This window comes from Polaromonas sp. UC242_47, assembly GCF_044452385.1.
Classification (GTDB): Bacteria; Pseudomonadota; Gammaproteobacteria; order Burkholderiales; family Burkholderiaceae_C; genus Polaromonas.
This window is the reverse complement of sequence record NZ_JBIOAO010000001.1, coordinates 3,369,393-3,393,814: the sequence shown is the minus strand read 5'-3', so window position 1 is coordinate 3,393,814 and position 24,422 is coordinate 3,369,393. Positions and strand designations below refer to the sequence as shown.

Sequence of the window (24,422 nt, the reverse complement as noted above, 5' to 3'; positions counted from 1 at the left end):
GTGACAAGCGGGTGAAACCAGTTTCAGTGAATAGTAGCATTCCTGTTATTCGCTATTGTTTTGCTAGCTGCTTGTGACCGTACTGAATGGGCTGGAGGTCGATTTGATGCGATAAGAAGCCTGAGGGTGTCTTGGGTGCATGTGATTGCGGTAGCGCCGCCCACGGGCTAAGCTGATCGGGTCTTCACCTTCCTCCAGGCCCGCGATGAACGAAGTACACACGCGTTGCTGTATTGCCGGCGGCGGCCCGGCCGGCATGATGCTGGGCTTGTTGCTGGCGCGCGCCGGCGTGGCTGTGCTGGTGCTGGAGAAACACGCCGACTTTTTGCGCGACTTTCGCGGCGACACCGTGCACCCGTCCACCCTGCAGGTGATGTTTGAACTGGGCCTGCTGGAGAAGTTTCTGGCGCGGCCGCACGAGGAGGTCAGCGAATTACGCGCCGTGGTGGGTAACACCGAGCTGGGGCTGGCCAGCTTCAAGCACCTGCGTACGCGCTGCAAGTTCATCGCGATGATGCCGCAGTGGGAGTTTCTGGATTTTCTGCGCGACGAGGCCGAGTTGTTCCCCAGCTTTCGCCTGATGCAAAACGCCGAGGTGACGGGCGTCTTGCAAAGCGGCGATGTGGTGACCGGTCTGCAGGTGTTGGCACCGGACGGTCCGCTGCAGGTCAGGGCCGATCTGGTCGTAGGCGCGGACGGCCGGCATTCGGTGGTGCGGGCGGCGGCGGGTCTGGTGGTGCGTGATCTGGGCGCGCCCATCGATGTGCTCTGGATGCGGCTGCCCAAACTGCCGGGTGATCCCTCCACCACGGGCGGGCGCATCACGCCGGGCGCCTTTTTCGTCATGATTGACCGCCGGACTTACTGGCAATGCGCTTATGTGATTCCCAAAGGCGGGATTGAGACGGTGCGTGCGCGCGGCCTGGAGGCTTTTCGGGCGGACCTGGTGAAAGCGGCGCCGCTGCTGGTCAACGGTATGGAGGCGTTGGCCAACTGGGACGACATCAAGCTGCTGAGTGTGACGGTGGACAGGCTGGAGCGCTGGTACAAGCCGGGGCTGCTGTGCCTGGGCGATGCGGCGCACGCCATGTCGCCGGTGGGCGGTGTCGGTATCAACCTGGCGATCCAGGACGCCGTGGCGGCGGCCAACATCCTGGTGGCAGCGCTGGCAAATCCGCAGTTTGATTCCGCTGCCTTGACACCCTTGCTGGCACGGGTGGAAAAACGCAGGCTGTTCCCGGCGCGCGTGGTACAGGCGGCGCAGGTGGCCGTGCAAAACCGCTTGTTGAGCCCGGTGCTGGCGGCCCGCCCTGCGGACGCACCCATGGCTGTGCCCTGGCCCTTGAAGCTGCTGAACCGCTGGCCCTGGCTGCAGGCGCTGCCGGCCTATGCGGTGGGCATAGGCGTGCGGCCCGAACATGTGAAGTCACCGCGGGCTTGAGCTACGCGCACGCGCCGGTTTGGGTGGCGCACGCAGGGCCTGCGTCAGCCAGGCCAGGCAATCCGCCACGGCCGGGCGGTGTAACTCCGCCGGGCCGCGCACCATCAACGCAATACGCCGCGTGATGGCCGGCGCACCGAGCGGGCGCACCACCAGTCCCTGGCTGGGCATGCCCTTTGTGTACAGGCGGGCGATCACCCCCACCGCCAGGCCGCTGCGCACCAGGCTGTAAAGCGATTCGCTGTACAACAGGCGGTCGGCTTCTTCCAGCGCCACGCCTTGCTGGCGCAAGGTGGCCAGCGCCAGGTCGTAGGTGCTGCCGCTGGCAAACAAGGCCAGGCGTTCGCCCTGCAAATCGCGCCAGCGCAGGGTGCTGTCGGGTGCCGACTGGGCGAGACGGTGTCCGCGCGGCAACACCGCGACCAGCTCGTCGGTGGCCACGGGAATCGCCGTGATGCCGGCCGGCAGATCCAGTTCGGTGCCCAGCGCAATGTCGACCTCGCCGGTGTGCAGGGCGGCGATTAACGCGTCGTTGAGCGGGTCGCGCACCGTGAGGGTCACTTCCGGGTGCAGGCGCTGCCATTGCGCCAGCGGCGGCGCCAGCAGGTGCATGGTCGAGGGCAGAGCCGCCAGCCGCAGGCTGCTTGCCTGACTCGTCAGCGCTCTGTGCATGTCGCTGACACCCAGGCTGAAACTGTTGAGCAACCAGGCCACTTGCGGCTGCAGCGCCGCGCCTGCCGCGGTCAGCGCCACGTGGTGGGTGCTGCGCTCCAGCAGGGTCACGTCCAGCAAGCGTTCCAGGTCGCGGATGGTGGCCGACAGCGCGGGCTGGGTCAGCGCCAGCGCCTCGGCCGCGCGGCTGAAGCTGCCGTGTTGCGCCACGGCCTGAAAACCCTTGAGCTGCCTGAGCGTGGGCTGGCGCAGTCGGGCGGCGGGTTCCGGGTCGGGTTTGGTCATAGATTTCTTTGATGAACTTATCAAATTAAATCATTTCCCTTATGAGCAGTCCATGGCTAGGATGAAAGCATGTTGAATTCCGTCCTGTCTGAACCTTCCCTGCGCGCCATGCCCAAGGCCGAGTTGCACTGCCATTTGCTGGGCACGGTGCGACGTGACACCTTTGTTGATCTGGCCCAGCGCGCCAAGGCGCCGCTGAGCAGCGAAGACATCGAAGCCTTTTACACCCGGGGTGAAAAACCGGTGGGTGTGTTGCGCGTGTTGCGTGCGCTCGATGCCTGGCTGCTGAAAACGCCCGACGACCTGCACCGCATCAGCTACGAATACCTGCAGGATGCGGCGGCGCACCAAGTGTGTTATGCCGAGTTTTTTCTGGAACCCGACCGGCACCGTGCGTGATTCCGGCATTCCTTATGCCCAGGCCCAGGCCGCCATCGTGCGTGCCATCGCCGACGCGCAAGCTGATTGCGGCATCATAGGCCGCCTGCTGCCGTCCATAGACCGCGAAGCCACGCCGGCCGAAGCGCTGCAGATGGTGCAGTGGATGATCGAACACCGGCACCCCGATGTGCCGGGCATAGGCATCGACTACCGCGAGGTGGACCGGCCGCCAGAATTGTTTGTGGAAGCCTATGCGGCGGCCCGTCGCGCCGGCCTCAAGACCACGGCCCATGCCGGTGAGTTCGGCATGCCTTGGCTCAATGTGCAGACGGCGGTGGAGTTGCTCAAAGTCGATCGCATAGACCACGGCTACACCATCGTCGACAACCCGGCTTTCGCCGCGCAATGCGCCGAACGCGGCATTGTGTTCACCGTGGTGCCGACCAACTCTTATTACCTGCGCACCCTGGCGCCCGAGCGCTGGGCGCTGGACCACCCGATACGTCAGATGCCCAAGCTGGGCCTGCGTATTCACCCGAACACCGACGACCCGACCCTGCACCATGTGACGCCGACCCAGGCCTGGGCCATGATGCAACGTGACTTCGGTTTTGGCGCCGACGACTTGCGTGGTTTCATGCTCAACGGCCTGGACGCGGCCTGGATAGACGACAGCACACGCCGCCAGTGGCGCAGCGAATGGAGCGCCGCCTTTGATGCGCTGCGCCTGAATGACACCGACTCTGTACAAGGAAACTGACCATGTTGAAACCTCTTGCGTTTTCCCTCGCCGCCGTGGCGAGCCTGACCCTGGCGGGCGCCGTGCAGGCGCAAGCCGCCTGGCCTGCGGCCAAACCCATCACCGTGATCGTGCCGTTTGGCGCCGGCGGCAGTGTGGATGTGACGGCGCGCCTGGTGGCGCAAAAACTCGGTGAACGGCTCAAGCAGTCGGTGGTGATTGAAAACGTGTCGGGCGCCGGCGGTGCCATAGGCGTGGCCAAGGCCGTGGCTGCCGCGCCCGATGGTTACACCCTGGTGATGGGTGCCGACAGCCCGGTCGCGATCGCCCGCCTGATCAACCCGGCGGCGGTCAAGTACGACGCGCTGAAAGACCTGGCACCTGTGGGCATGGTCAACACCGCCACCCATGGTGCTGGTGGCTCGGCCCGGCCTGCCGGCCAACAACCTGGCCGAGGTGCTGAAACTCGCGCGGGACAAACCCGGCCAGCTCAGCTACGCGACTTCGGGTGTGGGCACGGTGCTGCAACTGGCCATGGAAACCATCAAGGACCAGGCCAAGGTCTTCATCACGCATGTGCCATACCGCGGCGGTGCGCAGATTGCCACCGACGTGATCGGCAACCAGGTCGATCTGGCGATGATGATCAGCATCAGTGCCACGCCGCACATCCTGAGCAAAAAAATGAAAGGCATTGCGGTGACCAGCGACAAGCGCCTGCCGACCTTGCCGGGTGTGCCGACCATGGCCGAGTCGCCCGGCTTCAAGGGTTTTGACTTCGTCTCCTGGACCGGCCTGTTTGCCCCGGCGCAGACACCACCCGCCGTGATCGAACGCCTGAACCGCGAACTCAACGAAGTGCTGAAGTCCGACGACGTACGCGCCAAACTGCTGGAGCAGGGCGCGCTCAGCGGCAGTGGCAGCCCGGCCGACCTCGGACGTTTTGTGCAGCGCGAGCAGACCCGTTACGCCCGCATTGTGCAGGCTGCCAACATCAAGGAGTAAGACGCGGAGCGAAGGGCGAGGGCCCCGCGCAGCGGGATCGACCAGCGCAGCGTCTGGCGAGTCAAGGGCCTCAATGGCCCGCCGACGAGGCGCGGCCCGCGGCTTAGCCCTGTCCGCCAGCCGCAATTTGCAGGCGCTGTTATTTTGATAGCTAATTTCGCCCATCCCCATTGGGCTAGATGCCAATTTAACTGCTGCTCAAGCCAAAACGCGGGTCAAACGAGAAATAAAAGCAGGCGCCGTCGCCTTCGGCCGACTCGCCGCGTATCACGCCGCCGTGGCGTTCCAGAATGCGGTGCACCGTCGCCAGGCCAATGCCGCTGCCTTCGAATTCGTTTTCGTGGTGCAGGCGGTGAAAAGGCTTGAACAGGCTGCCCGAATAAGCCATGTTGAAGCCGGCGCCGTTGTCGCGCACAAACAGCATCTTGCGTCCGCCTTCGCGGCCCGCCAGGGCGCCGAACTCGATCTGTGCATCCGCCCGTTCACGCGAATATTTCCAGGCATTGCCGAGCAGGTTTTCCAGCATGATGCGGGCCAGCTTGCGGTCGCAGCGCGCGCTCAGGCCGGGTTCTATCGTGACCAACACCTGGCGCTGCGGGTCACGCAGTTGTTCCTGAACAATCACCTGCTGGGCCATGGCGCTGAGGTTGACCTGATCCAGCACCAGTTTGCCCTGGCTGACCCGGGCCAGGGCCAGCAAGTCATTGATCAACTCGTGCATACGCACGACATTGACCCGGATCCGGTCGAACAGGCGCTCTTCTTCCTCGCTGAGCCGACCCTTGAGGCGGCGCGCCAGCAACACGCTGAACCCTTCGATGCTGCGCAGCGGCGACTGCAAATCGTGCGAGACCGAATAACCGAAGGACTCCAGCTCGGCATTGGTCGCCTTGAGTTGTTCGGTGCGTTTGTGGACACGCTGCTCCAGCGTTTCCTGCAAGCGCGCGATTTCGCGGTCGCCGCGCAGGCGCACCAGTTCGGCCGAAATGCGGCTGGCATAAATCTGCATCAGGGCGTCGCGGTCCGCTGACGGTGGTTGCGGCGCTCGCCACAAGGCGTTGACAATGCCGATAGGCTCGCCGTCCGCATTGCGCAGCGCCGCACCGATGTAAGCGTTGTAGCCGCTGTCCGCCAAAAATTGGTCTTGCGGGAACAGCTGCTGGATGCCGTCACCGTACACACACAGGTCGGGGTGGTGCAGGGCCATGTCGCACGGGCTGCCTTCCAGCGCATAACGGCTATTGGGCAGCAGCAGGCCGTCCTGCACCATGGCCAGCGACATGACGCCGCGGTCCGGCGTGGTTTCTCCCACCAGCACCAGGTCGGCGCCCAGGGCCTGGCCCAGGTGCTGCACCACGGTGCGGAAAAAAGCCTCCCCGGTTTCCGTCGACAATCCTCTGGCCACATCGATCAGCAGGGCCTCGCGTTTTTTCTGCTCGCTGATGTTGATGGTCGAGTTGAGCAGGCAGGGTTCGCCGGCGATGGTAACAATCACCGACCAGAGCTGGCAGTCGACCAGGTGGCCGTTTTTGTGGCGCATCTGTACCTGGCGGCTGACCACCTGTCCCCCCATGCGCAGCTCTTCAATAAACTGTCGGCGCTCCGCGCTATCGCGCCAGACACCGGCGTCCACCGACGTGAGTTGCAGCAGTTCTTCCGCGGAAAACCCCAGGACCCGCTCATCGAGGGCGTTGGCGGCCAGAAAGGTGCCGTCGGAGACCCGGGTGATGCTCATGGCGATGGGGCTGAAATAAAAAGCCTTGGAGAACAACTCCGCCGACTGGCGTGCCGCCTGCCGGGCCTGTATTTCGGCGGTGCTGTCCGTGATGGTGGTGACGACGATGGCCCCAGGGCCTCTGCCCTCGATTTCCGCTGACAGCAGGACATGGATCAGGTGGCCGTCCTTGGTGCGGGCCGCCAGCGGCAGGTTGATCAGGCGCTCGGCGCTATCGAGCTGGCGCAGAAAGGCTTTGCGCTGCTGTGGCTCATGCCAGAGTGCCGCATCGGTGCTGCCCAGGAATTCGGCACGCGAGTAGCCGAACAGGCGCTCGAAGGCCGGATTGGTGTCCAGCACCGTCATGCCCTCGACCGCCTGCACGATGATGGCGGCCGGACTGCTGCGAAAAATGCGGCTGAAGCGGTCTTCGCTCAGGCGCAACGCATGTTCGGCCTCTTCGCGCCGCCGCAGTTCCTTGTGCTGGTCGCGCAGCGCCCGCAACACCATCTGGTGGTTGGCATAGACGCTGCCGGTGAGGCCTGCCAGCAGCAGGATATGGATCAGCCAGAACCTCAGGTCTACCGTGAGGTCGGCCTTGGTGAGTAATGCGCCCGAGACGTCGGCCCAGGTCAGGGCTGTCAGGGCGGCTGCGCTGAAGAGAGCGGCCAGCAGCAGGGCGCGCCGGTTCAGGGTCATGCCGGCGGTCACAATGGCGGCGGCAAAACCCGCGGTCAAGGCGCTGCGGACCGAGCCATAGGCATAGATGCCGGCCGTCGAGCCGGCGATCAGGATAAACACCAGCAGGTAGTTCGCATGGCGGTGGTGGCCGCGCAGCAGCAGTCCGTAGGCCAGGGCCGCGAGCAGAAAGGCCGTGCTGGCAATCGCGAGCTGGGGGCCTGCGCCGTTGGTCACAAAGGTCAGGCCCAGCAAGAGCGACATGCCCAGCAGCAAAAGTTGCAGGGAAAAGCGCAGCCCGCGCAGGCGCCGGGTCCGAATCAACTCCTCCGCCTGCAAATAAGCGGATTCAGAACGGGAGAGGCTGCTGTCGAGCACAGCGATGGACGGTTTCATTTCAATGCGTGAGCACCGCGGCGCGCCTCAGTTTGGATGTCCTAGCCCTGGGCCACGGGCCGGTTCGGGTCGCTGCACCAGTCACTCCAGCTGCCCGCGTACAGGCCGGCGCGGCCCAGGCCGGCAATTTCCATGGCCAGCAGGTTGGGCACGGCACTGACGCCGCTGCCGCAGTGGTGGACCACGCTGGCCGGGTCGCGGCTGCCCAGCAGCGCCTCAAACTCGGCCTTGAGCTGTGCTGCGGGCTTGAACTTGCCGTCCGCGCCGAGGTTCTGGCTGAAGGGGCGGTTCAGTGCGCCGGGGATGTGGCCGGCCACCGGGTCCAGCGGCTCGACCTCGCCGCGAAAACGCGCCGGGGCCCGTGCATCGATCAGGGTCTGGCTGGGCCGGCCCAGCTGGCTGACGATGGTGGGGGCCGAGACCAGCCGTGTTTTTTCAGGGCCGGGGAAAAAGGTCGACTGGAAGTGCGAGGCTTCTTCACCGCCGGTCACCGCGCCGCCGGCCGCTTGCCAGGCCTGCAAGCCGCCGTCGAGCACCGCCACCGCCTCATGGCCGGCCCACTTGAGCATCCACCACAGGCGGCCGCAGTAGTTGGCACCGTTGCGGTCATACACCACCGCCTGCATGTCGTTGGTAAAACCGACGCTGGACAGCCAGATGGCGAATTTTTCACGGTTGGGCAGCGGGTGGCGCCCGCCCGAGGCCGGCTGGTCGGCGCCGCCGGCGGTCACCACACCATGCGTGCCGGGCACGCCATGTTTGGCGCTCAGGTCGGTGTCCAGGTTGGCGTAGACGGCGCCCGGGATGTGCGCTTCGAGGTAGTGCTGTTTGCCGGTCTGGGGCTGCATCAGGTCAAAGCTGCAGTCGAAAATCCGCAGGGGCCGCTGGCTGGCTTGCAGGGCCTGCAGTTGTTCGGCGGAGATCAGGGTGGTGTACATGGCGGTTCCTGTCCAAAAAAGCGCAAAGATCGGGCGGGGAGGGCTAGGGGGATAACAATACTAGGGTGTGTCCGGGCGAGAGCTGGCAAGGGATTTCAGCGGAGATCGGCGGCAGCCTCAGTGTTCTTCGGCCGGGGCGTCCGGCGCGGCACGGGCGCGCAAGACCGTGGCCGTGATGCCGCTGGCCATGATCAGCGCCATGCCGGCCCAGCCGATCAGCGGAATCTGGTCGCCAAACAGCACCAGGCTGTAGATGGCGCCGAACACAATGCCTGAATACTGCAAATTGGCCACCATCAGGGTCGCGCTGCGGGTTTTGGCCAGGCTGTAGGCGCGTGTCATGCAGAGTTGGCCCAGCGAGGCCAGCAGGCCCAGGGGAATCAGCCAGAGTGCCGGTTGCCAGTGCCAGTCGGAGACGCCGGCCACCCCCATGCCCAGCGCGCCAGCGACGGCCGAGCCCACCGCAAAATAAAACACCGTGCGGGTTTCGGGCTCACCAACACGGGCCAGGGCCATCACCTGCATGTAGGCAAAGGCCGCCAGCAGGCCGGACAGCAGGCCGATCAGGCCGGCAAAAGCCTGGTTTTGCTCCATGGTCGGGCGCAACATCATGACCACGCCGACAAAACCGGCGAGCACCGTCAAGACCAAGGGTCCTTGCGAGGATATGACCCCCACGCTTGTCGCTTCGCGTACTGCGCTGCCCCCCGAGGGGGCTAATTTTCCTAGGGGCGGCCCGTCGGAAAATTGCCCCGCCTTCGCGTCCATCGTTGTTCCTGGCGCGCCATTGGCCTTGCCACGCGTCGGCAGCAGGCCCATCAACATCGCGCCGCCGACCAGGAAGGCGGCAATCCAGACGCTGCTCATGTAGTTCAGCGTCATCGCCGTGGCCAGCGGCAGGTGCGCGATGGCGTAAAACCAGGAGCCCAGCGAGATCACGCCGACCAGGCTGCGCCACATGTGCATGCCGGGAAAACGTGTGACCAGGCTGATACCGCGCGCCCTGGCCAGCGCCCACATAAAAAACATGCCCAGCAGGCCGCGGTAAAAAACCAGTTCCGCGCTGTTGAAATGCTCCGAGGCCACCTTCACGCAAACCGCCATCGACGCAAAGAAAAAGGCGGCGGCTAACATCCAGAGGGCTTGCATGGGGTGGCGGATCAGGTTAAGGGTGAAATAGGGCTCCAGCCCAGGAAGGGCGGGCGCAAGAAGCTATAAATTTGGTAGCGATTGGTGGAGGTGACGAAGGCATGTCAAAGCATTTGGGTGGTTTTGCTGGCGCCCATTTCGCGGCGATACCACTCATGAAAATGCTGCATGCCGTCTTCCATCGGGCTCTGGTAAGGACCGAATTCGTTGTCGCCGCGTTGCATCAAGGCCTTGCGGCCGGCGTCCATGCTGAGCGCAATTTCGTCGTCCTCGACGCAGGTTTCCATGTAGGCGGCCTGCTGCGCCTCGATGAACTCGCGCTCAAAAGCGCAGATTTCCTCGGGGTAGAAAAACTCCACCACGTTCAGGGTTTTGTCCGGCCCTTGCGGATGTAGGGTGCTGACCACCAGCACATGCGGGTACCACTCGATCATCACGTGTGGGTAATAGGTCAGCCAGATCGCGCCGTATTTGGGCGGCACGCCGTTGCGGTACTGCAGCACCACGTCGTGCCACTTCTTGTAGGTGTCGGTGCCGGGTTTGCCCAGCTTGTCGGAGACCCCCACGGTCTGCACCGAATAACTGGGCGCCAGCTCCCAGCGCAAGTCGTCGGTGGTGACAAAACCGCCCAGGCCGGGGTGGTAGGGGCCGACGTGGTAATCCTCCAGATAAACCTCGATGAAGGTTTTCCAGTTGTAGTTGCACTCATGCAGGTGGATTTTGTCGAGCTGGTAGCCGGAAAAGTCGAGGTCGGCCATATGACCCAGCGAGGCCATGTCGGCGGCGATATTGCGGCCATTGTCTTCAAACACCAGGCCGTTCCAGCTGCTGGTTTTGTAGCGGTTCAGGTTCAGACAGGGGTCGACCTCGAAGTGCGGCGCGCCTATCAGCTCGCCGCTGGTGTCGTAAGTCCAGCGGTGCAGCGGGCAGACAATGTTGTTGCCGGTGTTGCCGCGGCCCTGCAGCATGGTGGACTGGCGGTGCCGGCAGACGTTGGAGATCAGCTCCACACCGTTGGCGTTACGCACCAGCGCGCGGCCGCCCAGCTCTTGCGGCAGCGCGTAATAGTCACCCAACGCGGGCACGGCCAACTCATGCCCCACATAACGCGGGCCACGCGCGAAGAGCTTTTGTTGTTCCCGCTGGTACACGCTGGGATCAAAATAGCTATAGATGGGGAGCTGGCTGGTCGCCTGCAGCAGGCGAAGGCTTAAATCAGGCATGCAGTTTCCGAAACAGGCGATTTCGGGGGTAGGTGAGCGGGCAGGCAACCCTGCCAGGACAGGCGGGGCGCCAAGACGAGAAGTAGCTTTAATTGTAACGCCCAGCCCTGAAACCTCGTGTGCGCGACTCGAAACGAGGGGGCTGACTGTCCGCAGGCAAACGCTGGCGGGGAAAAGTGGTTTCACAACGGCCTAAAATCAGGCCTCAACCAAATAACCATGGCTAAAACCTCCCCATCCCCTGCACCCACGGCCCCCGCCAGCTACGAAGCTGCCCTTGATGAGCTCGAAACCCTGGTGGCCAGGCTCGAATCCGGCCAGTTGCCGCTGGACCAATTGCTGACCGGCTACCAGCGCGGCGCCGAACTGCTCAAGTTCTGCCGTGGCAAGCTCGAGGCTGTTGAAACCCAGATCAAGGTGCTGGAGGGCAATGAGCTCAAGCCCTGGAACCAAGAGTAAGCCCAGTGACCGAACACAAATCTTTTGCGCTGGACGCCTGGAGCGCCCGGCAACTCGCAGCCGTGGAGCAGGCCTTGATGCGTTGGGTGGCGCCGCCCGAACCCACACCGGCGCCGGCCGGGCTGGGCGACGCGATGCGTTATGCCGTGCTCGACGGCGGCAAACGCCTGCGTCCGTTGCTGGTCCTGGCGGCCTGCGAGGCCGTGGGCGGCAACCCGGCGGCGGCACTGCGTGTGGCCTGCGCCGTGGAGTTGATCCACGCCTATTCGCTGGTGCACGACGACATGCCTTGTATGGACAACGACATCCTGCGCCGCGGCAAACCGACGGTGCATGTCAAGTTTGGCGAGGCGCAGGCCCTGCTGGCCGGCGATGCCTTGCAGGCGCTGGCCTTTGAATTGTTGACGCCCGAAGACGGCTCTGTGGATGCCGCGACCCAGGCGGCCTTGTGCCGCATGCTGGCGCAGGCCGCCGGTTACCAGGGCATGGCCGGTGGCCAGGCGATAGATCTGGCCAGTGTCGGCAAAGCCCTGAGTTCGGAGCAGTTGCACGACATGCACAGTCTGAAAACCGGGGCCCTGCTGCAGGCCAGCGTGATGATGGGCGCGGCCTGTGGCGCGCCCTCCACGGCGGCGAAAAACGCCTTGCGTGATTACGGTGCGGCGGTGGGTCTGGCTTTTCAGGTGGTCGACGATATTCTGGATGTGACCGCCGATTCGGCGACCCTGGGCAAGACGGCCGGCAAGGACGCGGCCCAGGACAAACCCACGTTTGTGTCGCTGATGGGCTTGTCCGCGTCGCGCAATTACGCGCAGGAGTTGCTGTCGCAGGCGCATCACAGTTTGAAGGCCAGTGAGCTGAAACACACGGACGCGCTGAGTGCGCTGGCCGACATGCTGGTCAATCGTAAAACTTGAGGCCAGGCTGATCCAGGGATGAGGCGCTCAGCGCCCGAGAAAAACAAGGCAACACCACGATGTACCCATTGCTTGAAACCATCAACAGCCCCGCAGACCTGCGGCTGCTGCCGCGAGCCCAGCTGAAAACGCTGGCCGATGAATTACGCGCCTATGTCTTGCACAGCGTGTCGCAAACCGGCGGGCATTTGAGTTCCAACCTCGGGACGGTGGAGTTGACCGTCGCCCTGCACTATGTGTTCAACACGCCGGACGACCGGCTGGTGTGGGATGTGGGCCATCAGACCTACCCGCACAAAATCCTGACGGGACGGCGCGAACGCATGGGCAGCCTGCGCCAGCTAGGCGGCCTCAGCGGGTTTCCGCGCCGCGACGAAAGCAACTACGACACCTTCGGCACGGCGCATTCCTCGACCTCGATTTCCGCCGCGCTGGGCATGGCGATGGCGGCCAAACAAAAAGGCGAGGACCGCCGCGCGGTGGCCATCATCGGCGACGGTGCCATGAGCGCCGGCATGGCCTTCGAAGCGCTGAACAACGCTGGTGTGTGCGACTGCAACCTGCTGGTGGTGCTGAACGATAACGACATGAGTATCAGTCCGCCGGTGGGCGCGCTGAACCGTTACCTGGCGCAACTCATGAGCGGGCAGTTTTATGCCTCGGCGAAAAATGTGGGCAAACATGTGCTCAAGGTGGCGCCGCCGCTGTTCGAACTGGCCAAACGCCTGGAGACCCATGCCAAAGGCATGGTGGTGCCGGCCACCTTGTTTGAAAATTTCGGCTTCAACTACATCGGGCCCATCGACGGCCACGATCTGGAGTCGCTGATCCCGACGCTGGAAAACATCAAACACCTCAAGGGCCCGCAGTTCCTGCATGTGGTGACCAAAAAAGGCCAGGGCTACAAACTGGCCGAGGCCGACCCGGTGGCCTACCACGGCCCCGGCAAGTTCGACCCGGCCATGGGCCTGCAAAAGTCCAGCACGCCCGCCAAACAAACCTTCACCCAGGTGTTTGGTCACTGGCTATGCGATATGGCGGAAAAAGACAGCCGTCTGGTCGGCATCACACCGGCCATGCGTGAAGGTTCGGGCATGGTGGAGTTTCACCAGCGTTTCCCCGAGCGTTATTACGACGTGGGCATTGCCGAACAACACGCGGTGACCTTTGCCGCCGGCATGGCCTGCGAAGGCCTGAAACCGGTGGTGGCGATTTATTCGACCTTTTTGCAGCGGGCTTATGACCAGTTGATCCACGACGTGGCGATTCAAAATCTGCCTGTGGTGTTTGCGCTGGACCGTGCCGGCCTGGTCGGCGCCGACGGCGCCACCCATGCTGGCGCCTACGACATTGCTTTCTTGCGTTGCATCCCGAACATGAGTGTGGCTTGTCCGGCCGACGAAAACGAATGCCGCATGTTGTTGAGCAGTGCTTATGAACAGAACCACCCGGTGGCCGTACGTTACCCGCGCGGCGCGGGTGCCGGCGTGGCCACACAGGCCGGGCTGGAGGCCTTGCCTTTCGCCAAGGGCGAAGTGCGTCGTCAGGGCGCGGGGCTGGCCATTCTGGCCTTTGGCACCTTGTTATACCCGGCGCTGCAGGCCGCTGAAAAACTAGGCGTCACCGTGGTCAACATGCGTTGGGCCAAACCGCTGGATGTGGCTTTGTTGTTGCAAGTGGCGGCCAGCCACGACGCGCTGGTCACGCTGGAAGAAGGCTGCATCATGGGCGGCGCCGGCAGTGCTGTTGCCGAGGCGCTGGCCGAAGCAGGTATCAGCAAACCTATGCTGCACCTGGGCCTGCGTGATGAATTCACAGAACATGGCGACCCCGCCAAGTTGCTGGCCCAGCAGGGGCTGGATGCGGCGGGCATCGAACAAGCCATCAGCACGCGTTTTGCGGAGGTGCTGTTGGCCGCCAAAGCCGCCAAGCCGGCGCTGAAATCGGTGGCGTAAAAACCTGACGGGGCTAGCGGCGTATGGCGACCCTGCGCCTGGTGGACTGACGAAAGCCTGCGCCGGTTTTACGGGAAAACCCATGCGAAGGCGCTGCCACAGGTTTTTACAATGGCGCAGCTAGCTGCTGTGCCTGCGGCTTGTCCTGATCCCCCACAAACCGGCTTCCTGGCATTCGGAGTTTTTCATGAATCGTCGCGCCCTGATCAAACATGCTGGTATTGCCGGTGTGCTGGCGGCCGGCGTGGCGCCTGCCGTGCATGCGCAGGTTGCCGTGCGCTGGCGCCTGGCGTCGAGTTTCCCCAAGTCGCTGGACACCATTTATGGCGCTGCGGAAACCTTTGCCCAACATGTCAAAGCGGTGTCGGGCGGCAGGTTTGAGGTGTCGGTGCATGCGGCCGGCGAGTTGATGCCGGCCTTTGATGTGGTGGACGGCGTGCAGCGCGGCCACATCGAAGCGGCACATACGGCGGCCTATTATTTTTTTCGACAAGGACGAAACCTTTGCCATCGGCGCCTCGATTCCTTTTGGCTTGAACAGCCGCCAGATGAGTGCCTGGACCTTCGAGGGCAACGGCCTGAAGCTGATGCGCGAGTTTTATGCCCGCTACAACATCATCAACTTTGCCTGCGGCAACACCGGCGCGCAAATGGGCGGCTGGTTCCGCAAGGAGATCAAGTCGATCGCCGACATGAAGGGCCTGAAATTCCGGGTCGGCGGTTTTGCCGGCCAGGTGATAGAACGCCTGGGCGGGCTGCCGCAAAACCTGCCTGGTGGGGACATTTACCAGGCGCTGGAAAAAGGCGTGATTGATGCCGCGGAATGGATAGGCCCTTACGACGACCTGAAGCTGGGCTTTAACAAGGTTGCGCCCAATTATTACTACCCGGGTTGGTGGGAGGGCGGCTTGCAACTCGATCTGTACATCAACCAGAAAGCCTACGACGCCTTGACGCCGACGTTCAAAGCCATGGTCAGAATTGCCAGTGCGGCGGCGCATGTCGAGATGCAGGCCAAATACGATGCCAGAAACCCGGCCGCCCTCAAGCAGCTGGTAAGCGACGGCGCCAAACTGCGGCCTTTTCCCCCCGATGTCATGAACGTGGCCTTTCGGGAGTCCATGAAGCTGTATGGCGAGTTGTCGGCGAAAAACGAAAACTGGCGCAAGGTGTATGCCGATTACGCCAAGTTCCGTGGCGACCAGAACCTCTGGTTCCGCTTCACCGAATCCACGTTTGACCGCTTCATGCAAAGTCAGAAGCTTTAATCCCTGCTGTGATTTGCATCGACCATAAAACGGGCTGACGACAGACGGATTGAGGCGCTTGTCAGAGGCATTCCGCAGGGAAAACCCCCCCTAGTCCGCAGGTCAGCCAGTTTTACAATCGTAACTACCTAAAAGTTGGTGGCCCGGTCACAAGCCGCGTTTTTTTCAATGCACTTGGAGTGAATTTAATGGATCGTCGTTCCCTAATTAAAAATGCCGGCATTGCCGGTGTGCTCGCGGCAGGTATTGCCCCGGCCGTACATGCCCAAGCCGCCGTTCGCTGGCGCCTGGCTTCCAGTTTCCCCCGCTCGCTCGACACGATTTTCGGAAGTGCCGAAATGTTGGCCAAGACCGTCAAGGCCTTGTCTGGCGGCAAGTTCGAAATCACGACCCATCCCGCAGGTGAACTGATGCCGGCATTCGGCGTGGTTGACGCGCTGCAGGGCGACACACTCGAGATGGCGCAGTCAGCCGCCTACTATTTCACCGGCAAGGATCCGATCTTCGCCTTCAGCTGCGCTGTGCCTTTTGGCCTGACCGCACGCCAGAACGATTCCTGGAAACAATACGGCAACGGTCGCAAGCTGCTGGACGCCTTCTTCGCGCAGTACAACTTCCACACCGCCACCGCCGGCAACACCGGCACACAGATGGGCGGCTGGTATCGCAAGGAAATCAAGACGGTCGCCGACCTCAAGGGTCTCAAGATGCGCATGGGTGGCGGCGTGTTCGGCGAGGCCATGGCCAAGCTGGGCGTGGTATCGCAGAACATGCCAGGCGGCGATGTGTACCAGGCGCTCGAAAAGGGCACGCTGGACGCTGCCGAGTTCGTCGGTCCCTACGACGACGAGAAGCTGGGCTTCAACAAGGTGGCCCCGTACTACTACTACCCAGGCTGGTGGGAAGGCGGCGCCGACCTTGAGTTCTTCATCAACAACAAGGCTTTTGCCAAGCTGTCGGACGAGAACAAGGCCATCCTCAACGCGGCCACCAATGTTGCAGCGCGCGACATGACCGCCAAGTACGATGCCTACAACCCCATCGCCTTGAAGCGCCTGGTCGCCGCCAAGACCCAGCTCAAGCCTTTCCCCAAGGCCGTGATGGACGCGGGTTTCAAGGCCTGTATGGAAGTGTTCGCCGAGCACGAAGCCAAGTCGCCCGAGTTCAAGAAGATCCATCAGGACATGCGCGCCTTCCAGCGTGACCAGATCTTGTGGAACCGTTTCTCCGAGTATCCGTTCAACCAGTACATGAACTCGGTCAAGGTCTGACGATCCGCTAGTTCACAAGCAAAAAGGCCGGCCTGTTTCGACAGGCCGGCCTTTTTTCATGGGGCTCCTCCGCAGAGGAGCCCGGAGCAGGACCCGGAGATCAGGGCTTCTTGGGCTTGAGTGCGTCCTGCATGGCCTTCATGGGATCGCTTTCGGTGCTTTCCGTCGAGGGCTCCGGCGTGGCCGGTGCGGCGCCTTCGGCGCCGGGCTCGGCCTTTGGTTCCACGCCCGGCGCGGTTTCTTCCGGCGCACCGTAGGGGTCGGCCGCGGGGCCGCCATCCTCAGGCTTCAGGCTGTCGCGCATCTGTGCGCCCACGTCTTCCAGGTTGACATTCACCGCCTTGTCGAGGGCCCCTGTCACGATCTGCGGGAAGGCGATCAGCACGCCCACCATGGTCAACTGGATCAGCACGAACGGAATCGCGCCCCTGTAGATCTGCATCGTGGTCACCGGCTCCATGACCTTCTGCGTCACGCGGTCCACGTACTGCTTTTCGGGCGCAACGGAACGCAGGAAGAACAGCGCGAAGCCAAAAGGCGGGTGCATGAACGAGGTCTGCATGTTCACCGCCAGCAGCACGCCGAACCAGATCAGGTCTATGCCCAGCTTGTGCGCGACCGGCGCCAGCAGCGGCACCACGATGAAGGACAGCTCGAAGTAGTCCAGGAAGAACGCCAGGAAAAACACCAGCACGTTCACCGCGATCAGGAAGCCCACCGGGCCACCTGGCAACGACGTCAGCAGGTGCTCGACCCAGATCGGGCCGTCGGCGGCCTGGAACACCAGGCTGAAGGTCGTGGCGCCGATCAGGATGAACATCACGAAGCTCGACAGCTTGGTGGTCGAAGCCAGCGCCTGCTTCATCAGCGAGAAACTCATGCGACGGCGCACCCAGGCCATGATCAGCGCACCCATGGCGCCCATGGCACCGCCTTCGGTAGGCGTGGCCACGCCGAGGAAAATGGTGCCCAGCACCAGGAAGATCAGCAGCAGCGGCGGGATCAGCACAAAGGTGACGCGTTCGGCCAGCCGCGACAGCAGGTTGAGTTTCAGGCCCTTGTTGATCAGCGCGATGACCAGGGCCACGAACACGCCGCCGCACATGGCGACCACGACCTTTTCGTCGGTGGCCACAAAGGTCACGGCCTCGTCCTGGAACCACGAGTGCACAGCCTCCATGTTGCGCGCCAGGAAGACCGCCACAACCGCCGACAGTGCGGTGATGCCCACCAGGGAGATGTAACCGCCGCTGCCGTTGGGTTCGCGGAAGGTGCGCGCCTCGGGCGGCAGTGCCGGCACTTGCGCGGGCTTGAAGATCGCCAGGAACACGACGTAGACCACGTACAGGCCCATCAGCATGAAGCCGGGCAGGAAGGCGCCCTTGTACATGTCGCCGACGCTTTTACCGAGCTGGTCGGCCATGATGATCAGCACCAGGGAGGGCGGGATGATCTGCGCCAGCGTGCCGGAGGCCGCGATCACGCCGCTGGAGAGGCGCCGATCGTAGCCGTAACGCAGCATGATGGGCAGCGAGATCAGGCCCATGGAGATGACCGATGCCGCCACCACGCCGGTGGTGGCGGCCAGCAGGGCGCCGACGAAGATCACGGCGAGGGCCAGGCCGCCACGCATGGGGCCGAAGACCTGGCCGACGGTGTCAAGCAGGTCCTCCGCCATGCCGCTGCGCTCCAGGATCAGCCCCATGAGCGTGAAGAAGGGCACTGCCAGCAGCGTGTCGTTGGACATGATGCCAATCAGCCGTTGCGGCAGCCAGGCCATCACCGACGACTGGAACACGCCGAGCTCTATGCCGAGCAAACCGAAAAAGAGGCCGCAGGCCCCGAGACTGAAGGCCACGGGAAAGCCTAGCAGCAGGAAGCAGATCAGCCCGGCGAACATGATCGGGGCGAAGTTGGCAACAATGAATTCCATGGTGTTTTTTCCGCCTCGGTCAGTGTTGTGGTTTTGGTGTGCTGCCGGACGTGGCGCCGGCCTCTTGGGCGGCCTTCGCTTCGGCTTCGCGGCGCAGGGCTTCGATCAGCTCGGCTTCAGCCGTCTTGTCGGTCAGACGGCCCATGGGGTCGGGGCCCTGGCCGCGCAGGAAGGCGATGCGCTTGATCAGCTCCGACCAGCCCTGCAACAGCAGCAGCGTGAAGCCGATAGGCAGCGCTGCCCACACAGGCCAGCGGATCAGCCCGCCGGAATTGCCGGACATTTCACCCGACTGGTACATCTGGATCACCACGGGCATGGACAGGTAAAGCACCGTCAGGCACAGCGGCGTCAGGAAGAATGCGAAGCCGATGATGTCGATCCAGACCTGTGCGCGCTTGGACATGCGGCTGTTCACGACGTCGATGCGCACATGCTCACGGTGCAGCAGCGTGAAGCCGGCGGCGATCAGGAAGGACCAGGCGAACAGGTACCACTGCACTTCGAGGAAGGCGTTGGAGCTGGTGTTGAAAACCTTGCGCACAACGGCGTTGAGCGCACTGATGACCGTGGCGGCCAGGATGAGCCAGATGACGGATTTGCCGATCTGGGCATTGAGCCAGTCCACGGCCTTGGAAAACTTCAAGAGGGCGTGCATTTTTTTGTCTCCGATAGGAATGATTCAGCGTCATGACAAACCTCCGGCAAGCCCTCAAAAGGTCAGGGCCGGATGCACGTCAGCGCGGTGGGGATTTTATAGAGACTATAAGGGACAAGCTGACGAATGAATGACGCTGCTCGCTGGTATCAGGCGCTGACTGTGCGTGAGCAGACCAAGCGTCAGATCACCTGGACACCCTGGCCCTCGCTCATGCGGCCTATGACCCGGGCGTCGGGGAAGCCCTGGCTGTGGAAGCAGGCCAGCACCTGGTCGGCACTGTCGGGGCTGCAGGACACCAGCAAGCCGCCGCTGGTCTGCGGATCGCTGAGCAGGGCCTGCTGCGCCGGTGTGATGCCGGCCGGCAGGGTGACTTCAGGGCCATAACTGGCCCAGTTGCGCCCCGACGCGCCTGTGACCATGCCTTGTTCCGCCAGCTCCAGCACACCGGGCAGCAGCGGGATCTGGTCCAGGCGTATTTCCATTTTGAGTTTGGCGCCGCGTGCCAGCTCCAGCCCGTGGCCGGCCAGGCCAAAACCGGTGATGTCGGTCAGGGCATGTACCCCGTCCATTTGCGCCAGCGCGATGCCGGGCTTGTTGAGCTGGGTGGTCACGGCAATCATGCGGGCATAACCGGCGTCGCTGAGCTGGTCTTTTTTGAGTGCCGCCGACAAGATGCCGACACCCAGCGGTTTGCCCAGGATCAACATGTCACCCGCCTTGGCGCCGGAGTTTTTCTTGACGCGCGAAGGATGGACCAGCCCGAGCACCACCAGGCCGTAAATCGGCTCGACCGAATCAATCGTGTGGCCGCCGGCAATCGGGATGCCGGCATCCCGGCAGACGTCCTGGCCGCCGCGCAGGATGGCGCCTATGGTTTCCAACGGCAACACGTTGATGGGCATGCCCACCAGACCCAGCGCCATGATGGGTGTGCCGCCCATGGCGTAGACGTCGCTGATGGCATTGGTCGCGGCGATGCGGCCGAAGTCATACGGGTCATCGACGATGGGCATGAAAAAGTCGGTGGTGGCGATCAGCGCCTGCTCGTCGTTGAGCAGGTAAACCGCGGCATCGTCGGCGGTTTCTATACCCACCAGCAATTCTTTCGGGATCGGCAGGTTGCTGGAGTTTTTGAGAATTTCGCTCAGGATGCCGGGCGCGATTTTGCAGCCGCAGCCGCCACCGTGCGACAGGCTGCTCAGGCGGGGCACGGCCGGTTTGGCGGCGGGGGTGAGGGGCGTGGGGGTGGTCATGGCAAAACTTTCGAAAGTCGTCTCAGTCGGGCTGGTCGTCGGGGCGGGTTGCGCTGGGATTCAGTGCGCTGTGTATCAAGTTTAAAACACGGCGGTTTTCTTCGGGCGGGTTGAACAGATGGGCGCGTTGGCGGCATTGTTCCTGGAGCAGCGCCAGAAAGCCGGGCTCGGCCGCACAACGCTGCAGCAGCGCTGCCAGTGCGGCGTCGTCACCCAGCGCGAAGTAGCCGGCGTAATCGGCGCCCAGCATGCCGATGTTGCCGCTGATGGCCGATGCCAGCACCGGCGTGCCGGACTGCACGGCCTCCAGAATCACCTGGGCGCCACCTTCCATGCGTGAGCTGTTGACCAGCACATGGGCACGCTTGATGTGTTGGCGGGTTTGCGCACGCGGCAGGCCACCCAGCCAGCGGTAGCCGGGGGTGCTGCGTTCCGCCGCACGCGCCGCCTGTTCCAGTTCCGGCTGCAGCGCCTCGCCAATGTGCTCAAACAGCATGCGGCCTGCGAAAGACCTCGCGGCCGCCCGGAGGTAGGTCAGCGGGTCTTTTTCATCACGCAGATGGCCAACCATCAGCGCGCGAAACTGGCGTGTTGATTTGACGGCGGGGCGAAGGGCCCGGGCCGACTGGTAAATCACCCGGGTTTTGTGGCGTAAATCGGGCGGCACCTGCTGCAGGCCGGCTTCCTGCAAGACCACCAGATGGCTAGCCAGTCGCAGCGATTTTTGTGCGTCGGCATCCACCCCGATGTCGCGGTACAGGTCGGTGCCCGTCAAAACGAGGATCAGTGGTTTGCCGGGACACTGCCGCGCCCAGGCGTGGATCGAAGGCGCCGAGCGCCGCGCATGCAGGGCAATCATGGCGTCGGCGGTAGGGGCGCTCAAGGACGCAGGCCAGGCGGGCAGCAACGCGATGTCACAATGACTGGACAGAAATTGCGCCCAGCGATGCGCGGTGTGCCAGTTGCCGTTGTTGGCCTCCTGCATCGCCGGGCTTACCAGGACCACTGTTTTGGCTTCAGACGCTACACCCAATTCATCACCCCATTCATCTTCAACCACGGTGAGCGGTTTGATTGATTCGCCCCTGATGCGCAGTGCAGGCCGGGATGTCCTGTCGCTGGCCCTGATGGATGCGCGCAATCATACGCTGCGGCTTTTTGGCCAGTACCAGCAGGCGCTGGAGGCGCTTGATTTTGTGGTGCCGATGTTGCCGACCCTCAACCCGCCGCTGTGGGAGCTGGGTCATGTGGCCTGGTTCCAGGAGTGGTGGATAGGCCGCAACATGCAGCGGACCCGGGGCGTGCGTTGTGACGCGGCGCACACGCGGCTGGCCTCCATCGAACCCCGGGCCGACCGCTGGTGGGACTCGGCGAATGTGCCGCATGCCCAGCGCTGGTCATTGGATCTGCCCAGCGTGGCCAACTGCCGCGCCTACCTGCTCGACACCTTGGAAAGCACGCTGGAGTTGCTGGAAAAAGCCGGCGACGATGACGACGCCTTGTATTTTTACCGCCTGTGCCTGTTCCATGAAGACATGCATGCCGAAGCCCTGACCTACACCGCGCAAACGCTGGGGCTGACCCTGGACAAGGCTTTGTCGCAAGCCTTCACCCCGCCCACCATGTTTCTGCGCGAGCCCTTGTTGATCCCGGCCACGGTCTGGAAGCAGGGCAGTGCCGATGCGGGCCATGCCATGGGTTTTGTCTTCGACAACGAACAGGCGCAGCATGAGGTCCAGGTGCCCGAGTTCGAGATCGACGCCCAGCCGGTGAGCTGGGCCCAGTTCGTCGAGTTTGTCGATGACGGCGGTTACGACCAGCCCGAGTTCTGGCTGCCGGAAGGCTGGGACTGGCTGCAAGCCACGGCGGCCAGCGAAGGCCGGCGTGGTCCGCGTTACGTCGAGCAGATCGGCGTGGCCAGCGGCGCGGTGATGCAAACCCGTTTCGGCAAAGCCATGCGTATGCTGGGCAACCAGCCGGCCATGCACATGAGCTGGTGGGAAGCCGACGCCTGGTGCCGTTGGGCCGGACGCCGCCTGCCGGCCGAGGTCGAGTGGGAAGTGGCAGCACACACGGCGGTGCGCCGGGGTTTTCGCTGGGGTGATGTCTGGGAGTGGACAGGCAGCAGCTTCCGGCCTTACCCGGGGTTCACACCTGGCCCTTATGCCGATTATTCCCAGCCCTGGTTTGGCACGCACAAGGTGTTGCGCGGTGCCTCGATGGCGACCCGGGCGCGCATGAAACACCCGAAATTCCGCAATTTTTATTTGCCTGGGCGCGACGATATCTTCTGCGGGTTTCGGTCGTGCTCGCTGTAGGTGCTATGACATTGATAGCTGCTTGCGACCGTTGCATATGGACTAGAGGCTGATTCCGTTCGAAAACTAGTGGCATCACGCTGCGCTTTCGGTCTGCTTTGGACAGTAGGCCGGACTCCCCACTCCCACCCCTAACCCCTCCCTCGCCCCGCTGGGCGATGGAGGGGGACTTCATTTGGCCTTGTGTGCTGCGCCCGCGTGCATGAGTAACAGTTTCTTGAACTAACGTTGACGCGCAACGCGCGTCAACGTCTCTCTGCATCCGTTCCCGGTCCTGTTTCTCAACCCCTTCTGTATGCGCCGAGGAGCGCAGGGCCAGTCGGATCAGGGCGAGCGATTGTCTGAGCCGAAGGCGAGTTCGAGCTCGACCCCGACTGGACCGAGCACCGCAGGTTGCCCGGAGCGAAGCGCAGGGACGCAGACAGCGGGGTCACCTTTTCTTTGCTTACTTATCTTTTGGCGAAGCAAAAGAAAGTAAGTCGGCCGCCGGGCCGAGACCCGGCCTGCAGGCACACCACATGAAGCGGCATCGACGATGGCGTCAACGCTCTCAACTCAAGTGGAATTTCGCTATAAATTAAATAGCTGCTTACGCACGCAGATAAAGGGCTAGAGCCTATTTTTACTTAAGGATCAAGGCTTGGCCTTGGCCGTGCGGTAATTCCACCAAGGCAACATGGCCCGCAGCGACAAGACCTGCCCACTTTGCGCGTCAGCACCGCTGTAACCGGGCAGGCCGGCCAAGGTGGTTTGCCAGTCATCACTTTGCAACTCGGCCAGCAGCGCCTGCACCGGTGCCTGCGGCAGCGCGGACTTCAGGCAGACCAGGTGATACCGCTCCTGCACCAGTGGCACAAAGTCCAGGCCCTTGTCGCGGGCGGCGGCTTCAATGCCCAGGCCGGCATCGGCAGCGCCGCTGGCCACGGCCTGCGCGACGGCCGTGTGGGATGGTTCCTGGGAGTCGTAGCCGGAGATGCTGTCGGGGCCGAGCCCGGCCTGCGCCAGCAACTCATCGAGCAACACACGTGTGCCCGTGCCTTGCGCGCGATTCACATAACGCAACCCCGGTTGCTGCAGGTCGGCCAGTTGGGTGAGCCGGCGCGGGTTGTGTTTGGCAACAATCAGGCCCTGGCTGCGGTGGGCAAAACCAATCAGTTTGTGTTGACCGGGTTTGAGCAGATGACGGTAGGTCTGCGCCGGCACCGAGTGCAGGCCGGGCCGGTCCAGCGTGTGGAAGCCGGCCATCATGCAGCGCCCGGCATTCAGTGCCGCAATCGCGTCCACGCTGCCCATGAAACGGATGTCCAGGTGCAGCCGACGCGCCGCGGCCTGGTCGCGCAAGGCGCTTAACGCGGCGTCGTGGCTGGCGTACAGCGTCAACACGTGGGCGTCATCGTCAAAGGCGGTGGAAAAGGCCCGCTCGATGTCGCCGCGCAGCGCTTCAATTTGCGGCGCGAGCCTGGCCTGGGCCTGGCGTTCGGACCACAGCAGTTTTTCGCCGAACTCGGTCAGTTGCGCACGCTGGCCCTTGTCCCAGACGATCAGGGTGCGTCCCAGGGTCTGCTCCCATTTTTTCAGTGCGCCCCAGACATGGCGGTAAGACAAATCGAGTGCCCGCGACGCTTTCGAGATCGACCCCTGCTCGCGCACGGCATGGAGCAAGTCCATCAGCGGGTTGCGGATCAGCGCGTCTTTGCCGCGTTCGGGCGACAACAGGTAGGAGAGTTCGACTTTGTGCATGGTGCTTAAGAAGTTTGCTGATTATG

General features: G+C 63.2%; 16 protein-coding genes and 3 pseudogenes. 9 read left to right on the top strand and 10 right to left on the bottom strand.

Annotation, left to right across the window (positions count from 1 at the left end):
- Positions 1 to 205: 205 nt before the first annotated feature.
- Positions 206 to 1,441 (top strand): FAD-dependent oxidoreductase, encoded by a 1,236-nt coding sequence (locus tag ACHMXK_RS16390; protein WP_397441597.1) that lies wholly within the window; start codon positions 206 to 208, stop codon positions 1,439 to 1,441.
- Here ACHMXK_RS16390 and ACHMXK_RS16385 read toward each other — a convergent pair.
- Entirely contained in the window at positions 1,427 to 2,398 is a 972-nt protein-coding gene (locus ACHMXK_RS16385; protein WP_397441596.1) for a LysR family transcriptional regulator, read from the bottom strand. The genes ACHMXK_RS16390 and ACHMXK_RS16385 overlap by 15 nt on opposite strands.
- Positions 2,399 to 2,467: 69 nt before the next feature.
- Here ACHMXK_RS16385 and add point away from each other — a divergent pair.
- Both add and ACHMXK_RS16375 read left to right on the top strand, forming a co-directional pair.
- Positions 2,468 to 3,539, top strand: a pseudogene (add, locus tag ACHMXK_RS16380) (adenosine deaminase).
- Positions 3,540 to 3,541: 2 nt separating this feature from the next.
- Positions 3,542 to 4,523, top strand: a pseudogene (locus ACHMXK_RS16375) (Bug family tripartite tricarboxylate transporter substrate binding protein).
- A gap of 187 nt (positions 4,524 to 4,710) precedes the next feature.
- On the opposite strand, the gene ACHMXK_RS16370 reads toward ACHMXK_RS16375, so the two are convergent.
- The 4 genes from ACHMXK_RS16370 to ACHMXK_RS16355 all read right to left on the bottom strand — a co-directional run bounded on the left by ACHMXK_RS16370 (position 4,711) and on the right by ACHMXK_RS16355 (position 10,621).
- Positions 4,711 to 7,311 carry a PAS domain S-box protein gene (locus tag ACHMXK_RS16370; protein ID WP_397441595.1) on the bottom strand — a complete coding sequence of 867 codons (2,601 nt, stop codon included), beginning with the start codon at positions 7,309 to 7,311 and terminating at the stop codon, positions 4,711 to 4,713.
- Positions 7,312 to 7,352: 41 nt separating this feature from the next.
- On the bottom strand, positions 7,353 to 8,249 hold the full coding sequence (locus ACHMXK_RS16365) for a sulfurtransferase (protein WP_397441593.1): 897 nt from the start codon (positions 8,247 to 8,249) through the stop codon (positions 7,353 to 7,355).
- Positions 8,250 to 8,366: 117 nt separating this feature from the next.
- Positions 8,367 to 9,398 (bottom strand): DMT family transporter, encoded by a 1,032-nt coding sequence (locus tag ACHMXK_RS16360; protein ID WP_397441592.1) that lies wholly within the window; start codon positions 9,396 to 9,398, stop codon positions 8,367 to 8,369.
- 104 nt (positions 9,399 to 9,502) lie between these two features.
- Entirely contained in the window at positions 9,503 to 10,621 is a 1,119-nt protein-coding gene (locus ACHMXK_RS16355) for an aromatic ring-hydroxylating dioxygenase subunit alpha (protein WP_397441591.1), read from the bottom strand.
- A 219-nt stretch (positions 10,622 to 10,840) separates the two neighbouring features.
- Here ACHMXK_RS16355 and ACHMXK_RS16350 point away from each other — a divergent pair, with 219 nt between their 5' ends.
- From ACHMXK_RS16350 to ACHMXK_RS16330, 5 genes and pseudogenes are all read left to right on the top strand, one after another.
- On the top strand, positions 10,841 to 11,080 hold the full coding sequence (locus ACHMXK_RS16350; RefSeq protein ID WP_318406586.1) for an exodeoxyribonuclease VII small subunit: 240 nt from the start codon (positions 10,841 to 10,843) through the stop codon (positions 11,078 to 11,080).
- A gap of 5 nt (positions 11,081 to 11,085) precedes the next feature.
- Positions 11,086 to 11,997 carry a polyprenyl synthetase family protein gene (locus ACHMXK_RS16345; protein WP_397441590.1) on the top strand — a complete coding sequence of 304 codons (912 nt, stop codon included), beginning with the start codon at positions 11,086 to 11,088 and terminating at the stop codon, positions 11,995 to 11,997.
- Positions 11,998 to 12,056: 59 nt separating this feature from the next.
- Positions 12,057 to 13,952 (top strand): 1-deoxy-D-xylulose-5-phosphate synthase, encoded by a 1,896-nt coding sequence (gene dxs, locus ACHMXK_RS16340; RefSeq protein WP_397441589.1) that lies wholly within the window; start codon positions 12,057 to 12,059, stop codon positions 13,950 to 13,952.
- Positions 13,953 to 14,139: 187 nt separating this feature from the next.
- Positions 14,140 to 15,220 (top strand): annotated as a pseudogene (locus ACHMXK_RS16335) (TRAP transporter substrate-binding protein).
- Between the two features lie 188 nt (positions 15,221 to 15,408).
- Positions 15,409 to 16,491: a TRAP transporter substrate-binding protein gene (locus ACHMXK_RS16330; RefSeq protein WP_397441588.1), complete on the top strand. Its 1,083-nt coding sequence runs from the start codon at positions 15,409 to 15,411 to the stop codon at positions 16,489 to 16,491.
- Positions 16,492 to 16,591: 100 nt separating this feature from the next.
- Here ACHMXK_RS16330 and ACHMXK_RS16325 read toward each other — a convergent pair whose 3' ends face one another.
- The 4 genes from ACHMXK_RS16325 to senB all read right to left on the bottom strand — a co-directional run bounded on the left by ACHMXK_RS16325 (position 16,592) and on the right by senB (position 21,398).
- Positions 16,592 to 18,424 carry a TRAP transporter large permease subunit gene (locus tag ACHMXK_RS16325; protein ID WP_397441587.1) on the bottom strand — a complete coding sequence of 611 codons (1,833 nt, stop codon included), beginning with the start codon at positions 18,422 to 18,424 and terminating at the stop codon, positions 16,592 to 16,594.
- 19 nt (positions 18,425 to 18,443) lie between these two features.
- On the bottom strand, positions 18,444 to 19,082 hold the full coding sequence (locus ACHMXK_RS16320; RefSeq protein WP_397441586.1) for a TRAP transporter small permease subunit: 639 nt from the start codon (positions 19,080 to 19,082) through the stop codon (positions 18,444 to 18,446).
- A gap of 182 nt (positions 19,083 to 19,264) precedes the next feature.
- On the bottom strand, positions 19,265 to 20,338 hold the full coding sequence (gene selD, locus ACHMXK_RS16315) for a selenide, water dikinase SelD (protein ID WP_397441585.1): 1,074 nt from the start codon (positions 20,336 to 20,338) through the stop codon (positions 19,265 to 19,267).
- Between the two features lie 22 nt (positions 20,339 to 20,360).
- A complete protein-coding gene (gene senB / locus ACHMXK_RS16310) occupies positions 20,361 to 21,398 on the bottom strand; it encodes a selenoneine biosynthesis selenosugar synthase SenB (protein WP_397441584.1) in 1,038 nt (345 codons plus the stop codon).
- A gap of 28 nt (positions 21,399 to 21,426) precedes the next feature.
- Here senB and senA point away from each other — a divergent pair, with 28 nt between their 5' ends.
- Entirely contained in the window at positions 21,427 to 22,656 is a 1,230-nt protein-coding gene (gene senA / locus ACHMXK_RS16305) for a selenoneine synthase SenA (protein WP_397442545.1), read from the top strand.
- 633 nt (positions 22,657 to 23,289) lie between these two features.
- Here senA and ACHMXK_RS16300 read toward each other — a convergent pair.
- Positions 23,290 to 24,396: a substrate-binding domain-containing protein gene (locus ACHMXK_RS16300; RefSeq protein ID WP_397441583.1), complete on the bottom strand. Its 1,107-nt coding sequence runs from the start codon at positions 24,394 to 24,396 to the stop codon at positions 23,290 to 23,292.
- Between the last annotated feature and the right edge of the window lie 26 nt (positions 24,397 to 24,422).